This window comes from Ruegeria sp. AB7 (assembly GCF_056542625.1).
On the sequence record NZ_JBQGAC010000001.1, the window covers coordinates 198004 to 213367 of the forward strand.

General features: G+C 56.5%; 11 protein-coding genes. 3 read left to right on the plus strand and 8 right to left on the minus strand.

What is annotated here, in order from left to right; genetic code table 11:
* Positions 1 to 4: 4 nt before the first annotated feature.
* Entirely contained in the window at positions 5 to 925 is a 921-nt protein-coding gene (gene ctlX, locus ACR0EN_RS01030) for a citrulline utilization hydrolase CtlX (RefSeq protein ID WP_480584813.1), read from the minus strand.
* On the minus strand, positions 925 to 1845 hold the full coding sequence (rocF, locus tag ACR0EN_RS01035; RefSeq protein WP_170510398.1) for an arginase: 921 nt from the start codon (positions 1843 to 1845) through the stop codon (positions 925 to 927). Before rocF ends, ctlX begins: the two co-directional genes overlap by 1 nt.
* 86 nt (positions 1846 to 1931) lie before the next feature.
* Between rocF and ACR0EN_RS01040 the strand changes: the two genes are divergently transcribed.
* Positions 1932 to 2360: an Lrp/AsnC family transcriptional regulator gene (locus tag ACR0EN_RS01040; protein WP_170393340.1), complete on the plus strand. Its 429-nt coding sequence runs from the start codon at positions 1932 to 1934 to the stop codon at positions 2358 to 2360.
* A gap of 90 nt (positions 2361 to 2450) precedes the next feature.
* Complete coding sequence (gene mprF, locus ACR0EN_RS01045; protein WP_480584816.1) at positions 2451 to 5057, plus strand: bifunctional lysylphosphatidylglycerol flippase/synthetase MprF; 2607 nt, start codon at positions 2451 to 2453, stop codon at positions 5055 to 5057.
* 3 nt (positions 5058 to 5060) lie between these two features.
* On the opposite strand, the gene ACR0EN_RS01050 is transcribed toward mprF, so the two are convergent.
* The 4 genes from ACR0EN_RS01050 to ACR0EN_RS01065 form a co-directional block, all read right to left on the minus strand.
* Positions 5061 to 6611, minus strand: coding sequence for an efflux transporter outer membrane subunit (locus tag ACR0EN_RS01050; protein ID WP_480584819.1), 1551 nt, complete (start codon positions 6609 to 6611; stop codon positions 5061 to 5063).
* 11 nt (positions 6612 to 6622) lie between these two features.
* A complete protein-coding gene (locus tag ACR0EN_RS01055; RefSeq protein ID WP_170817663.1) occupies positions 6623 to 7768 on the minus strand; it encodes an HlyD family secretion protein in 1146 nt (381 codons plus the stop codon).
* Positions 7769 to 7789: 21 nt separating this feature from the next.
* Complete coding sequence (locus ACR0EN_RS01060; RefSeq protein WP_170393336.1) at positions 7790 to 8152, minus strand: DUF3302 domain-containing protein; 363 nt, start codon at positions 8150 to 8152, stop codon at positions 7790 to 7792.
* A gap of 89 nt (positions 8153 to 8241) precedes the next feature.
* The gene (locus ACR0EN_RS01065) at positions 8242 to 9000 is read right to left on the minus strand and encodes a DeoR/GlpR family DNA-binding transcription regulator (protein ID WP_480584822.1); all 759 of its coding nucleotides are present in this window, start codon (positions 8998 to 9000) and stop codon (positions 8242 to 8244) included.
* Positions 9001 to 9190: 190 nt separating this feature from the next.
* Between ACR0EN_RS01065 and glpD the strand changes: the two genes are divergently transcribed.
* Positions 9191 to 10768, plus strand: a complete 1578-nt coding sequence (gene glpD / locus ACR0EN_RS01070; RefSeq protein WP_480585666.1) for a glycerol-3-phosphate dehydrogenase — start codon at positions 9191 to 9193, stop codon at positions 10766 to 10768.
* Between the two features lie 78 nt (positions 10769 to 10846).
* On the opposite strand, the gene ACR0EN_RS01075 is transcribed toward glpD, so the two are convergent.
* Both ACR0EN_RS01075 and ACR0EN_RS01080 read right to left on the minus strand, forming a co-directional pair.
* Positions 10847 to 13984, minus strand: coding sequence for an efflux RND transporter permease subunit (locus tag ACR0EN_RS01075; RefSeq protein WP_170731957.1), 3138 nt, complete (start codon positions 13982 to 13984; stop codon positions 10847 to 10849).
* Positions 13984 to 15165, minus strand: a complete 1182-nt coding sequence (locus ACR0EN_RS01080) for an efflux RND transporter periplasmic adaptor subunit (protein ID WP_170393332.1) — start codon at positions 15163 to 15165, stop codon at positions 13984 to 13986. The genes ACR0EN_RS01075 and ACR0EN_RS01080 overlap by 1 nt, the downstream gene beginning before the upstream one ends.
* Between the last annotated feature and the right edge of the window lie 199 nt (positions 15166 to 15364).

The following is a 15364-nucleotide window of genomic DNA, read 5'->3' on the forward strand; positions in this document are numbered from 1 at the left end:
ACTCCTATCGGCGAGAAAGATGGATACCAGCGATCATACAACGTACGGATCCACCGGCTGTTTCAATTGTGGGAACTGAGAGCGGCAGCGGAGTTGCACTGGCTTCGATGATCGCGACTTGAGCAGGTGTAAGAGCCTGTAGCGCTCGGCTGGACAACGCCAGGACAAGACCATCATTGCCACTAAGCTCAATCGCGTTTCCTGCAAAATCTGCAATCTGCTCATGGGACAGATCGATGACAGTCCGCCCAGATTCTTCCAGCCGTGCCCGAACTGTTGCGCGGCGTTCCGGGTCGGAAATCATGTCCAAACAAATCAGCGCGTAGTGCGTCCCGATCCCCATCAGAACATTGGTGTGATAGACATCACGGCCTTCAGCGTCCTTTGCATCAAAGGCAATCGGCTCATAGTTGAAATGCGTACAGAAACGCTCCAACAACACCGGATCGGCGCGGTTGGATCGAACAGTGTAGGCAATACGGCCCACGTGATCCAGAACCATTGCGCCCGTGCCCTCAAGCGCGAGGTCGTCCTGTTCGAGGCCGGAATAGTCGATGACGTCTTGCACTCGATATTCCCGCTTCAGTAACTCAATTACATCTGAGCGTCTTTCGCGTCTGCGCGATGGAACGAACATCGGATAAACAGCGATATGACCGCCTGGATGGGTCGAAAACCAGTTGTTTGGGAACACGCTGTCGGGTGTGTCACGTTCGCCTTCGTCGTCAAACACATGAACGGTCACACCAGCAGAGCGAAGCTGTTCTACTGCTTTGTCATGCTCATCCCGCGCGGCAGCAGACGTCGCCGCAGCAGATCGATTTGCCAGTGTTTGAAATGCATTGTCGTCGCGGGTTTCAGGATTCGACGCAAATGCGTGCGGGCGCACCATCACGACAGCTGAAGGAGATTGAAGAGAAATCATCAGAAGCTCCGGGTTGGGCGATCGAAGATGCGACGACCCATCAGCGAGGCTGCAAGATCGACCATCAGTTTTGCGGTTCGGCCGCGCTCATCCAGGAACGGGTTCAGCTCGACGAGGTCCAGCGAACAGACAAGGCCGCTTTCATGCAGCAATTCCATGACCAGATGGGCCTCACGTTCGGTGGCACCGCCGGGGACAGTGGTGCCGACGGCTGGTGCGATCGACGGGTCAAGGAAATCTACATCCAGCGAGACATGCAGGATGCCGTTTGCTGCGCGTACTTTATCAAGGAAGGCCAGTAGGGGTGCCTTGATCCCGTGCTCGTCGATGCTACGCATATCGGCGAGCATCGCGTGATCTTTTTCCAATGCCGCGCGTTCGGCGGGATCGACCGAGCGCAAACCAATCATACCGACGCGATCCGTTGGGATCGGCGATATCAGCGGTGGAAAGGCGTCAAAGCCTGACTGGCCAGTGAAATAAGCGACCGGCGTTCCATGCAAATTGCCGCTGGCCGTACTGCTGGGCGTATGGAAATCACTATGTGCATCTAACCAGAGCACGAACAGAGGGCGCCCGATACGGTCCGCATGTGCCGCCATTCCTGCCACTGTGCCCATCGACAGGGCGTGATCACCGCCCATGAAAATGGGAAGGCCTTCAAGCGCGGCTTCCTGAGCCGTGCGGCTTAGCGCCTGTGTCCAGCCCACGCATTCTGGTAAAGAGAACAGATGGGTGTCTTCCGAAATGTCGACGGCATCTGGTCGCGTGTCACCGATGTCCGACACAGAATGCCCGAGATCTGACAGCGCTTGGGCGAGACCCGCGACCCGATAGGCATCTGGACCCATCCGACAGCCTTGGCGGTGTTTGCCGGCATCCATCGGCGCTCCGGCGAGAATGATGTTCATTTTGCTCATAAGTCTATCTATCGATACGATATGAATTGAGAAAAGAGATCAAATTGGTCAAAGTGAATTGGCTAACTCCGATTTGGTAATCACGCATGGACGAACTGGACAATCGCTTATTGAACGCACTGCACAGGGACGCTCGGGCATCGTTGTCGGAACTGGCTGAACTGCTCGGAGTGACCCGAACAACCGTGCGCAGCCGACTAAAGCGGCTTCAGCAGTCTGGCGAAATCGTCGGCTTTACCGTTGTGACACGGCAGGGCGTATCGGAAAGCCCTGTTCGTGGATTGATGATGCTTGAGATCGCAGGCCGCGGGACCGAGCGGATCAGATCGCGGATCGCTGCGATGCGTCAGGTTCGGGCGGTGCACTCAACCAATGGAAGTTGGGATCTGATCGCAGAGATCGGAACCGATACACTGGATGAGCTTGATGAAGTCCTGTTCCAGATCCGTCGGATGGAGGGCGTTACACGATCTGAGACCAATCTGTTGCTCTCGACACGCAAGGGACGCTCGTGACGCGTTGGCCTAGGCCTTTGCCGGATGGAAAATTCGTGCAAAGCTTTGAATTGACACTGATCTGAGGATCGCGGGGCAGGGGCGAACGGAATGACGACACAGCCGACAACGGAAGAGACACGCGCCGTACGTCTGGCCGAGTATGTGACAGGGCTGTTGGAAAAGCCGCTGGTCAAGATTGCGGTTCCGTTGCTGATTACAGGAATCGCGCTTGCGGTTCTGCATGACCTCTCTGCGCATGTGAAATGGTCAGATATCCAAAGCGATATCGCAGCGAAACCATGGAAATTCATGTTTTTTGCGATGTGCTGGACGGCTTTCAGTTTTCTGTCGCTTTCGTTCTACGATGTGCTTGCCGTGCAGAGCGTCGCCGATGGAAAAGTGCCTTTGCCCGTCGCAGGGATGGCCGGAGCAAGCGGCTATGCGGTATCGAACTGCCTGGGATTCTCCTATATCACCGGCACCGCGATCCGATACCGTATCTATGCGTCGCTGGGGCTTGATCTTGGCCGCGTGGCCGGGGTGATCGCGACCTCTTGGGTGGCGTTCTGGATGGGACTGATCCTGCTTTTGGGCCTGTTGCTTACAATACACCCGGATGGCATTTCCAAGGTCCTGCCGATCAGTGAAACGACGGAAACTGTGATCGGTCTGAGCATGTTGGCTGGGCTTGCGGTCTTGTTTGTCTGGCTTTCAAGCGGAGGGCGGCGATTGGCCTATGGCGGGTTTGGGTTCAACCTGCCGGGCGGCAAGCTGGCAAGTCTGCTGACAATCGCGGCGGTAGGCGATCTGTTCGGCGCTTCAATGGCGCTGTATGTGCTCATGCCGGACGATCTGGGGGTTGGCTACCCGTATTTCTTCGCGGTCTATATAGGCGCTATAGCGGTGGGTATCCTTAGCCATGCACCGGGTGGAATCGGTGTGTTCGAAGCCACTCTGATCGCTGGTCTAGGGGCGTCGGGCCGGTCTGATGTGATCGCTGCGCTTCTGCTCTACCGACTGGTCTATACGTTCCTTCCGTTTGCCATCGCCAGCCTGTCGATCGCGGTCGCGTCGGTGCTGACACAGCGCCATCGCATCGGGGGCGCGGTCACTTGGGTCTATCGCGCAATTCGCCCCATTGTCCCGATGGTGGCTGCCGGCGTCGCGGCTGTGGCAGGAGTTATCCTGTTGGTTTCAGGGGCTTTGCCTTCCAGTACGCATAACCTTGGCGTACTGCGAGAGGTTTTGCCTTTGTCATTTGTCGAGGCATCTCATCTTGCAGGCAGCGCCGTGGGTGTACTTCTGCTGCTTGTCTCACGTGGCCTATTCCGCAAGCTCTATCGGGCATGGGTTGTTGCCATGCTTTTGATGGTGGCGGGTTTCTTCGCCTCGCTCGCCAAAGGGCTTGATACGCATGAAGCCCTTTCATTGCTGTTCACGATTGGCCTTTTGGCGATGTTTCGGGGTGCGTTTTACCGGGTAAGCGGTGCATCTATTTTTCGGCTAAATATCCCTTGGCTGGTCAGCGTCGTCGCGTTGCTGGCGGTGATTTTCTGGATTGGATTGTTCGCTTATTCCCATGTCGAATATCAAAACGCGCTGTGGTGGGACTTTGCCTGGAGTGGAGATGCCTCGCGATTCCTGCGGTCCAGCCTCGTGGTGGCCGTGATCGTTGGCATCGTGGCGGTGAACTCGCTGTTCGGCCGTGAAATCCCCGCGCCGGTTAGGACTGAAATCCCCGAAGTTGTCGAACGTCTCGTGATGGAGAGCGAAGACACCGAATCTCAGATTTCACTGACGGGTGATAAGCAATTCCTGATCTCGCCTGACGAAACCGCATTCCTTGCCTATGCCGATACTGGCAATGCGCTGATCACCAAAGGAGAGCCTGTGGGTGATGAGCAAGCGGGGCAGCAACTGATCTGGCAATTGCGAGAAATGGCCGATCGCGAAGGCAAGCTTTGTGCGTTTTACAGTGTATCGACCAAATATCTGCCGACATTCCTGGACCTCGGCCTATCGATCCTGAAGATCGGAGAAGTGGCCCGCGTACCGCTGCAGAATTTTTCGCTGGACGGAAAATCGCGCAAACGGTTCCGGCAGGCGAAGAACAGGGCTGAGCGTGAGGGGTACAAGTTCGAAATTATCCCCAAAGAACAGCTTGCACCGGTGTTGCCCGAACTTCGTCAGATCTCGGACGATTGGTTGGCGCAAAAGGCAGGTGAGGAAAAGGGTTTTGCCTTGGGCGGCTTTGATGATGCCTACCTTTCTTATTTCGACCATGCGGTTCTGCGGGATGAGACGGGCAAGATCATGGCCTTTGCGAACCTGTTTCAAGGCGGAAACAAATCCGAACTGTCTCTGGATTTGATGCGTTATGAACCGGACAGCCCCAGCTTTGTCATGGATGCGCTGTTTGCTGAGATGATGGTCTGGGGGTCCGAGCAGGGATTCCACTGGTTCTCACTGGGTGCTGCGCCATTTTCAGGGATCGAAAACCGGCAGTTGGCCTCGCTTTGGAATCGGATCGGTGGGTTCGTTTATGAACATGGCGAACAATTCTACCACTTCGAAGGCCTGCGCACCTTCAAGCAGAAATTCGATCCGGAATGGAGCCCCAACTATCTAGCCAGCCCCGGCGGGTTGGCCGCGCCACGTATCCTCTACGAAGTTAACATCCTGATCTCGGGTGGCCTGCGCGGGTTGACGAAATAGGCCTTAGTTCAAGCTGGCGCGTGTTGGCGTTTTCTCCAACAGATCACCCCAATCGGTGCGATAGGCCATCTCGGCCAGCACCGTCTCGGGTAGGAATTCCTGATTCTGCCGAATCTGCCAACCACCACCCAGACCTTTGTAGATCGCGACCAGATTCGAAGAGACCTCCTGCCGGGCCTCGATCAGGTTCGCCTGCGATCGTAATAGCGCGGTCTGCGTGTTCAGGATACGCGAATAGCTGGCGATGCCGTCTCGGTACTGATCGACCGCGATTTCAGCCGCCTTGCGCGAAGCTTCGACGCTGCGCTGATAAAAGGTGACCTGCTTGCGCGCCTGTGCGTAAGCAACCATCGCGCTTTCGACCTCGGAATACGCGGTCAGAACGGTATTCTGATAGTTGGCGATCAACGCTTGATAGGCGGCATCCTGCGCGCGGACATTGTTCTTAATGCGGCCATAATTCAGGACGTTCCAGACAACGCCTGCGCTAGCCAATCCTGTGGCGCTGTTGGTGCTGAACAGATCGCGCCCACCCGAGGCCTGCAAACCGATCGCGCCCGACAGAATGAACTGCGGATAGAGATCAGCTAACGCGATCCCGACCTGCGCCGATTGGGTGGCTGCCGCCAACTCGGCGGCGCGGACGTCAGGCCGTCGCCGCAGCAATTCGGCGGGCACACCAACGGCCACGTTGCTGCGCCCTGTTGGAATTCGGCCTGAATTGCCGATCAAGCCAGTCATCTGGGAAGGGGTTTTGCCCAACAGAACCGCCAGTGCGTTCTTGGCTTGTTGGATATCGCTTTCCAACTCGGGCACGAGTGCCTTGGTGTTGTTGAGCAGGGCAGTCGATTCCTGCACATCTAACTCGGTTGTAACGCCGTTGTTGAAGCGCAGCTGAGTGAGGTCTGCCGATGCCTGCTGAATCGTGATGTTTTCCCGCGCGATGCGCAGAGCCTCTTGCAACGAACGGATGTTGATATAAAGCGCCGCTACGTCCCCGGTCAGCGTGACCAGTGCGTCGTCATAATTGGCAACCTGCAGTGCCAGGTTCGATCGCGCGGCCTGTACGCCGCGACGTTGCTGGCCCCATACGTCCAGTTCCCATTGCGCATCAAACCCAACTTGCGAAGTCGAGAATTCGGTGTCCAAGGGAATGATCCGCCGGATATCCGAAATCGGCCCAAGATTGTCGCTGATCTGTCGGCGTTGGAGCGAACCGCCCACGGCCTGCGATTGTGGGTAGAGCTCTCCGAATGCGATACCAAGCTGCGCGCGGGCCTGAAGTACGCGGGCACCTGCGACCTGTAAGGTCAGGTTCTGCGCATAGGCTTCGGCGATCAGTTTGTTCAGCGTCGGATCATTGAACGTTTCCCACCAGCGCACAACGGGGGCGCTGCGCGAGGTCAAGCCGCTTCGACCCGTGCTGGGGTTGTTGACCTCCATCCATTGTTTCACGACCGGAGAGTTAGGGCGCACGAAATCAGGCCCTACCGGCGTACAGGCGGTGAGGGTGGCAGCGCAAAGGGCGGTGCCCAACAACCGGCGGAGTGTCATCGTACGCATCCTCAGATATCCAGTGGCCGGATGAAGTTGGCGAAGGAATAGAGGCGGATATTGATGCGCCTCAGAAACTCAAAGCTTTTGCCCATGCCGGTGTAAATCGCCACGGCAGCGTGGCCACCTGCAGGAAAAGTGTGCCCCTCAGGCACTTCAACTGAGATTTGAACAGCGATCCGACCGGGCAGCTTCGGCAGCTCAAATCCGGGCAGTCGGCCTGAGGGCAGGTATTGGCCTTGACGTGTGGCCCACCAAACGGCTTCGACCTTGCCGGTCAGAATCTCACCGGGATAGAGGTCCAGAGCGACTTCGACGGGTTGGCCAACCTCGACAAATTTCAGGTTCTGCTGGCGGAAGGTGGCTAGAATATAGGGGTCTTCTTCGGTGACAAAGCTGGCAATGGCACCCAGACGAATTTCCCCCACAACCATCCCCGGGCGGGCCTGTTGCGAAACGATCATGCCATTTTCGGGGGCATAGATCGTTGTGTTGTCGAGAAAATACTCGGCCTCGGCCAGCTGCGCCTCAGCCTCAATAATGCCGGTATTCACGCCGTCGATCTGCGAATCCAGCGCAAGGTTGGCCTTCTCAAGATTGGCCTGAGCTTCCTTAATCTTCGCCTGATCTTCCGCGACCTGTTCGTTCCAGCGGTCTAGTTCATCCTGACGGGCACCTCCGGCGGGAACGAGATTCTCGTATCGCGCTTGCTCGGTCAGCGCATAGGCCAGCTGCGCGTTTGCGCGTTCGACCGCTTCACCAGCGGCGATGACATCCTGTTCAAGGATCTTCGCGTTTTGCTGCGCCGCCACCAGCTGTGCATTCGCCTTGTCCACGGCCAGCGAAAACACCGTGTCGTCGAACTTATACAGCGGATCGCCCTTAGTGACCCAGGTGTTGGGCTCGACCAAAACCTCGGACAGGATTGTGGGCTGTGTCAGGCGCGGAACAATCTGGATTGTGGAGCGCACGACGTGGCTGTCGACGGAAAAGGGCTGAAAGAAGCGCAGCGCGACCAAAAAGATCAGCAGTAGATGAGCGCCGACCCAGAATGAGACGATCCCCCACATGATGTTGAATTTCAGCCATTGCACCTTGAAGAAGATGAACCAGACAAAAATAATGTAGAAAAGCGTGATGCCTAGGGCGACGAACATGAGTGCTGAATTCCTTTGGCCTTAGGCTTGCTTTGTTTCGTCGGTATCAAGTGGGTCCTGGTATTCCGGTTTGACGGTGCCTCCCAGACGCTTGATTTCATCCCTTATGGCCTTGCGTTCTTCATCAGGGCCGCGGCGCATGTCGACGGTGACGCCGTCGTGAAACGCCCAGATAAAGGCATGCACCCAAGGGACAATCGCTAAAAATCCCATCCATCCCATGATCTTGACCGCTTCGGCATGGGGGTGATTGCGTTTGATCGCGATACGTCCGGGCAGGCCCATTATGAATAGAAACAACGCCATCACCGCTGCCAGCAGCAAGATAAGTGCCACAAATGTCAGATAGTCATAGTAGCCCAGCGGCTGCCCCAAAAGTCCCATGCTCGCGCCTCCTGTTGTTGGAAACTGTTCCATCCTCGGGCGCTGTTGTCCAGCTAATCAATCACTTTCTGGCTGATCGGAAGGATGCATCAGCATTCAATAATTTTGGTGTTCCAGTCTATGCACTTCTGATGGACGTCGCCGGGTAGCGGTAGATCGGTATAAACCATATCAACATCGGATAATGAGGCGATGCGTGCGGGCGCGGTGCGCTGAAACTTTGAAGCATCCGCTACAAGGCTGATCTGCCGGGCTTGTTCAACGATGGTTTGACTGACCAGTACTTCTTGGAGATCGAAATCCATTAGATCCCCATCCGCATCCAATGCGGAACAGCCGATAATCGCGTGATCGAATTTGAACTGGCGGATGGTCGCGACCGCAAGATTCCCGACCAACCCACTATCTGATCTGCGCAGCACACCGCCTGCAACGACGATCTGGCAATCGGGGTTATCGGCCAGGATATTGGCAACGTTCATATTGTTGGTCACGACCATTAGGTTTTTGTGTTTCAGCAATTGGCGGGCAACGGCCTCGGTCGAGGTGCCTATGTTCATAAAGATCGAGCTGCCCTCGGGGATGTCGGCCGCGCAGCGTTCAGCGATGCGTGTCTTGGCTTCATGATTCAGGGCGCGCCGGTCTTCGTATCCAATATTAGACACGCCAGAACGCAGAACGGCACCCCCGTGAACCCGATCCAACTTACCAGCTTCTGACAGTTCAGTCAGGTCACGGCGAATGGTTTGAACCGTCACCTGAAAGCGCTCGGCCAGTCCTTCGACAGTAACGCGGCCCTCTTGCTCGGCGACTAAAAGAATGTCCGATTGGCGAAATGATAGTGACATGGGCGGTCCTGAGTTCCGGTGTTTTCGTTTTTGTTCTAATTTTGCGGTTAAGCAAGGGAATTCGTTAGTTGCACTTATTAATATTCGTTGTTTCAGCTAAAAACGAACAATATCGAAAAATAAAGTTGACGATACGAACCATCATGCTGCTAATGCGCTTGAAACTGCCACGTTGGGGAATCAATTGGATATGTCATCGGACAGCAGCCAAGTTACCGATCTTTTTGTGATCGGCGGGGGTATAAATGGGTGCGGTATCGCACGTGATGCGGCAGGTCGGGGCCTATCGGTCACCTTGGCTGAAATGAACGATCTGGCCTCGGCGACGTCGTCAGCCTCGACCAAACTGTTTCATGGCGGGCTACGGTACCTGGAATTTTTTGAATTTCGTTTGGTGCGTGAAGCGCTGGTCGAACGCGAGACCTTACTGCGCGCTATGCCCCATATCAGTTGGCCCATGCGTTTCGTGCTGCCCTATCACGCCGATATGCGTTTTGACTCTGAAACGCCGACCTCACGGTTGCTCAGTACGGTGATGCCATGGATGCGCGGGCGTCGTCCTGCGTGGCTAATACGGCTTGGCCTTTTTTTGTATGACAATCTGGGCGGTCGCAAAATCCTGCCGGGTACACGTTCGCTGAACCTGCGCGCGGCACCCGAGGGGGCTCCGCTGCAAGACAAATTTGAAACCGCCTATGAATACTCGGACTGCTGGGTCGAGGATTCGCGGCTGGTGGTCCTGAACGCCCGCGATGCCGAGGCGCGCGGGGCCAAGATCATGGTCAGGACCGAGGTTCTTTCGGCTGAGCGGATCGATGAACTGTGGCAAGTCACGATCCGGGATCGGGACAGTGGTAATACTGAAACCGTCTTTGCGAAGATGTTGATCAACGCGGGCGGACCTTGGGTAGGTGACATCATCCAGACCAAGATCCGGGTCAATTCCCGAGAAGGCGTCCGTCTGGTACGTGGCAGCCATATCGTGACACCCAAGCTGTTTGACCATGACAAGTGCTATTTCTTTCAGGGCGAAGACGGGCGCATCATCTTTGCGATCCCGTACGAGCAGGATTTTACCTTGATCGGAACCACGGATCAGGATCATTCTGACCCCTCCGAGCCTCCGGTATGTACCGAGGCCGAGCAGGAGTATCTGTGCGCTTTCGCATCGAATTACTTCGCGAAGCCCGTTACCCGTGAAGATATTGTCTGGACCTATTCAGGCGTCCGTCCGCTATATGATGACGGCGCAAGCAGTGCCACGGCGGCTACCCGCGATTACACGCTGAAAGTTGATGCCGAGAGCGGGGCTCCGGTGTTGAATGTCTTTGGTGGTAAAATCACCACCTACAGACGCCTCGCGGAAAGCGCGCTGGAGAAGATTGGAGAGCATTTCCCGGATCTTGGCGGACCATGGACCGCAGGCGTCCCATTGCCCGGCGGGGATTTTCCGGTCGACGGCGTGCAGGATTTGATCGGGGAACTGATAGCGGAGTACCCGTTCCTGACCGATTTTTGGGCCCGTCGATTGATCCGGGCCTATGGCACCGAGACCTGGGACCTTCTGGGTCCGGCAAAGGATCAGAGCGATCTGGGTGACGATTTCGGCGCGACGTTGACCGAGGCCGAACTGGTTTGGCTGATGGACAAGGAATACGCGCGCACCGCTCAGGATGTCGTGTGGCGGCGCAATAAGCTGGGTCTAAGGCTCAGCCTCGAGCAGATCGGCCGGATAGACGACTGGATGGCCAAACGGTTAACTGACTAGCGCGCGGATCGGTTGATCCGTGCAAAAAAAGAAACGCCCCGCAGATGTGCGGGGCGTATTTCGATTTCAATGCGGGTCTTACGCGGCTTCTTCTGACGGTTCCGGGTCGTTCTTGCTGCCTTTGACCCACTCGCGCAGGCTCTGCATCACGGCGTAGAGCACGGGAACCAGAATGACCCCGAACAGAGTGGCTGCCAGCATACCGCCGAACACGGCAACGCCGATGGCCTTCTGGCTGGCAGCTCCGGCCCCGTTCGCGGCCAGCAGGGGAACCACGCCCAAAAGGAAGGACAGGGCGGTCATCATCACAGCGCGGAAACGCTGATATGCGGCTTCGGCCGCGGCCTCCTTGATTGACAGCCCCTTGGCCCTTTGCTCCATCGCGAATTCGACGATCAGAATCCCGTTCTTTGACGCAAGCCCGACAAGCATGATCATCCCGATCTGCGTGTAGAGGTTGATGTCGCTGCCAACGATCGCCACCGCTGCGACGGCACCGAACAAGGCCACGGTCACCGACATTAGGATCGAAACGGGCATCGTCCAACTTTCATATTGGCCGACAAGGAACAGGTACCCAAACAGGATCGCCAACCCAAGGATCACCACGACCAGACCGCCCGAGGCCAGCTGCTGCTGCGCCGTTCCGGTCCATTCATAGGCATAGCCGGGGGGCAGGGCGGTCGCCGACTCCTCGGTCATGACATTGATGGCGTCCCCGGTGGAGAGCCCCGGTGCCGGAACCGCTGTTACAGTGGCCGAGCGGAACAGGTTATGCCGCTTTAGCAGGACCGGACCCAGCACGTTCTCGATATCGATCAGCGTGCCAAGCGGTACCATCTCACCTTTGGTGGAACGTACATAAAGCTCTGAGATATCATCGACCTTATTCCGATACGAGCCTTCGGCCTGGATCATTACGCGGTAGACACGACCAAACAGGTTGAAATCATTTACATAATACGAGCCAAGCTGCGCTTGCATGGTCTGGAAAATCTCGGCCACCGAGACTTGCAGGGTTTTGGCCTTTTCCCGATCCAGATCGACAAACAATTGCGGCACGTTCGCGCGGAAGGTGGTATAGGCTTGCGCAATCTCAGGCCGCTGGTTTGCGGCATAGACATAAGACCCAACGGCCGAGGCCAGATCCTGCGGCGAGCCGCCACCGGTCTGCTGCACTTCCATTTCAACCCCTGCAGACATACCAAGGCCCTGAATGGGTGGCGGGTTGAACGCAACAATCGATGCGGCAGACTCACCATATGCAATCGCCAGAACCTGGTTCAGGATCGCATCCGCACTGAGCTCGGGTTCCTGCCGCTCTTCCCAGTTGGTCAGGTTGACAAAGATGGCTGCGCCATTGGTAGTGGTCCCGTTCAACAGCGAGAACCCATTGACCAGAACGGTACTGGATACGCCGGAGATCTGTTGAATCTGTTCATCGATCCGCGCAGAAACCGCCTCGGTCCGTTCAAGCGTCGCCGCATCGGGAAGCTGGATATCAACGAACAGATATCCGTTGTCCTCCAGCGGAATGAACCCTTTGGACGTGTTGCCCATAATGGTCCCGGTGCCCGCTGCGAATGCCGCAATGATCCCCAGCGAAATGACCGGCAGGATCAGTAGCTTTCGCACGATGGCGACATAGCCGCTGCGCATTCCGCCGATAAATTTCTCGAACACGGCCAGCAACCCTTTTGGCGGCCCCGAGCGCGCCTGTAGCACAAGCCCGCACAAGGCCGGTGAAAGGGTCAAAGCGTTGATCGATGAGATCACAACAGCGGTCGAGATTGTAACGGCAAACTGGGAATACAATCGTCCGGATATGCCGGGCATGAAGGTCACCGGCACGAAGACGGCCAGTAGCACCAGGGTGGTCGCGATCACGGGCCCGGTGATCTGGCCCATGGCCTTGCGGGTCGCCTCGGCAGGAGGCAGGCCTTCATCGGCGATTATACGTTCGACGTTTTCCACCACGACGATGGCGTCATCCACAACGATCCCGATGGCCAGCACGAGCGCGAACAGAGAGATTGTGTTCAGCGACATGCCAAAGGCCAGCAGGAAGGCAAATGTCCCGATCAATGAAACCGGGATTGCCACCGCCGGAATAATCGTTGCTCGCCAACTGCCAAGGAAGATGAACACAACTGTGATCACCAATATGAATGTCAGGATGAGGGTCGAGACCACGTCATTGAGCGACTGTTCCACGAAATCAGTCGTATTGAATGGAACATCGTATTCGACATCGGTGGGAAAGGACCGTGACAGGCGCTCAAGTTCGGCCTCAACACGTTCGGACACCGCAAGGGCATTTGCGCCGGGGGCCTGATAGATGCCGATAACGGTCGCAGGAACGCTCTCGAAATAGCCCGAGGCGGAATAAAACTGCGCCCCTAACTCGACGCGCGCAATGTCTTTGACGCGCACAATCGCACCGGCTTCGCCTGTACGGATTACAATATCTCCGAATTCATCGGCCGAGGTCAGGCGGCCTTTGGTCTTGATCGTGTACTGAAAGGTTTGTCCTTCAGGCACAGGAGGCGACCCGATTGAGCCCGCAGAGACTTCGATATTCTGTTCGCGGATGGCATTGATCACATCACCCGGAGTGATTGACAGCGCGGCCATCTTGTCCGGATCCATCCAGATCCGCATGGCGTATTCCAGATTGGTCAGAACATCCGCTTTACCCACGCCTTGAACCCGCGCCAGAGCGTCTTTCAAGTTGATTGAGGCATAGTTCGACAGGAACACACTGTCATATGTGCCATTGGGCGAGGTCAGCGTGACCAGCAACAACATGTTGGTTGAGGCTTTTTGCGTAACAACCCCCGATGAGGTCACTTCGGACGGCAGCGATGCCATCGCCTGTGCCACACGGTTCTGCACGTTGACCGAGGCGATATCGGGGTCGGTGCCCACCTCGAACGTAACGTTCAACGAGTACGAGCCGTTATCCGATGAAGTCGACGTCATATAGATCATGTCGTCCACACCGTTGACCTGCGCCTCGATCGGGGCGGCGACGGTGTTTTCCACGGTTTCGGCATTTGCACCTGTATAGGTGGCCGTTACGCTGACTACCGGAGGCGTGATATCGGGAAACTGCGCAACCGGCAGAACCAGATAACCGATCCCGCCCAAAATGGTTAGGACCAGCGAAATGACAAGCGCCAGCTTGGGCCGGCTGATAAACAGGGCTGAGAACATCAGTTATTCTCCGGCTGCTCGGACGCAACGACTGCATCAACGGCGACGCCGGGGCGCACGCGTTGCAGGCCTTCGACGATGACGCTTTCGCCTTCGCGCAGGCCATCTGTGACGATAATCGCCGAGTCCACGGTATCTCCGGTTGTGATGTAGCGCTGTTCAACCATCTGCTTGTCATTGACGACCAGAACGAATTCGCCGCGCTGATCACGCTGCAGCGCTGCTTGAGGGATCAATACCTGCAGCGTCGGCTCAAGCGCTTCGATCTGAACGTTCACGAAGGCACCATCAACGAGCAGACGCTTGGCATTGTCGAATTGAGCCGTGATCGTAATGGCGCCGGTCAGCGGATCAATGCGGTTGTCGACAAAAATGATTTCGCCGGTTTCATCCAGCTCAGTACCGTTCGGCAGAGTCACATGAACATTCGGGCTTTGGCTGCTTTCAGCTAGCGTGGCCGGGTCTTCACCAAATTGTTCAAGAACCGACGTGAACTGCTTTTCATTCAACGAAAAATTCACATAGATGGGGGCTTCGCTGACCAGGGTGACAAGCGGCGGATTGTTGGGGCCCACAACATCACCGACACTGGTTTCCACGCGGCCGATGCGGCCCGAAAACGGGGCGTGGATCTGTGTGTAGCTGAGATCAAGCTCGGCCTGTTGGATCGCTGCATTGGCGGCTTTGACCTCGGCCTCGGCGACCAGTTCATTGGCTCGGGCAATGTCACGTTCTGATTCCGGTGTAGCGTCGCGCTTGTACAGCTCTTCCTTGCGGGCGAGATCGACTTTGGCCAGTTCAAGGTTTGCCTGCGCCCGATCCAGATCGGCTTTACGTGCCTCAAGCGTGGCTTCGTAAAGATCCGGTTCGATCGTGAACAGCAGGTCATCCTCATTCACCGGAGAGCCATCGTCGACGTTCTGGCTGTCCAGGAATCCACTGACGCGCGCGATGATATCGACCTTGTCGATTGCCTCGGCCCGTCCAATGAAGGTGGCCTGATCGGTGATCTCTTCGGTATAAGCTGCGGCGATCGACACCTTGGGCGCAGGGGCATCGCCCTGATCCTGCGCGACCGCTATCTGAGGCAGGCTGGAACATGCAAACAAAGCGGCAGAAACGCCGAGTGCCCTGAAATAGCCGCGTGGGCGGAGTGCTGGCTTCTTAAATGCAAGGGACATGTTGGCGCCTCGTTCAAAGTAAAGATTGCACAACCGGGCAACAGAAACCCCCGGATGAGTCGATTGATTTTATAGGCAGGATGGCGGGTTTGACGCGGTTTCTCAAGCGTGTTGAGGTAATACGTTGGCAAGAATCGACCCGAAATTTCTTTCCAGTCTGCAGACTTAGCCTGCATCCGCAGGCGTTTACCTGCCCGAT

Excerpts from the sequence above, each read along its gene's own strand:
- ctlX (WP_480584813.1), bottom strand. The coding sequence starts at position 925 with ATGATTTCTCTTCAATCTCCTTCAGCTGTCGTGATGGTGCGCCCGCAC.
- rocF (WP_170510398.1), bottom strand. The coding sequence starts at position 1,845 with ATGAGCAAAATGAACATCATTCTCGCCGGAGCGCCGATGGATGCCGGC.
- ACR0EN_RS01040 (WP_170393340.1), top strand. The coding sequence starts at position 1,932 with ATGGACGAACTGGACAATCGCTTATTGAACGCACTGCACAGGGACGCT.
- mprF (WP_480584816.1), top strand. The coding sequence starts at position 2,451 with ATGACGACACAGCCGACAACGGAAGAGACACGCGCCGTACGTCTGGCC.
- ACR0EN_RS01050 (WP_480584819.1), bottom strand. The coding sequence starts at position 6,611 with ATGACACTCCGCCGGTTGTTGGGCACCGCCCTTTGCGCTGCCACCCTC.
- ACR0EN_RS01055 (WP_170817663.1), bottom strand. The coding sequence starts at position 7,768 with ATGTTCGTCGCCCTAGGCATCACGCTTTTCTACATTATTTTTGTCTGG.
- ACR0EN_RS01060 (WP_170393336.1), bottom strand. The coding sequence starts at position 8,152 with ATGGGACTTTTGGGGCAGCCGCTGGGCTACTATGACTATCTGACATTT.
- ACR0EN_RS01065 (WP_480584822.1), bottom strand. The coding sequence starts at position 9,000 with ATGTCACTATCATTTCGCCAATCGGACATTCTTTTAGTCGCCGAGCAA.
- glpD (WP_480585666.1), top strand. The coding sequence starts at position 9,191 with ATGTCATCGGACAGCAGCCAAGTTACCGATCTTTTTGTGATCGGCGGG.
- ACR0EN_RS01075 (WP_170731957.1), bottom strand. The coding sequence starts at position 13,984 with ATGTTCTCAGCCCTGTTTATCAGCCGGCCCAAGCTGGCGCTTGTCATT.
- ACR0EN_RS01080 (WP_170393332.1), bottom strand. The coding sequence starts at position 15,165 with ATGTCCCTTGCATTTAAGAAGCCAGCACTCCGCCCACGCGGCTATTTC.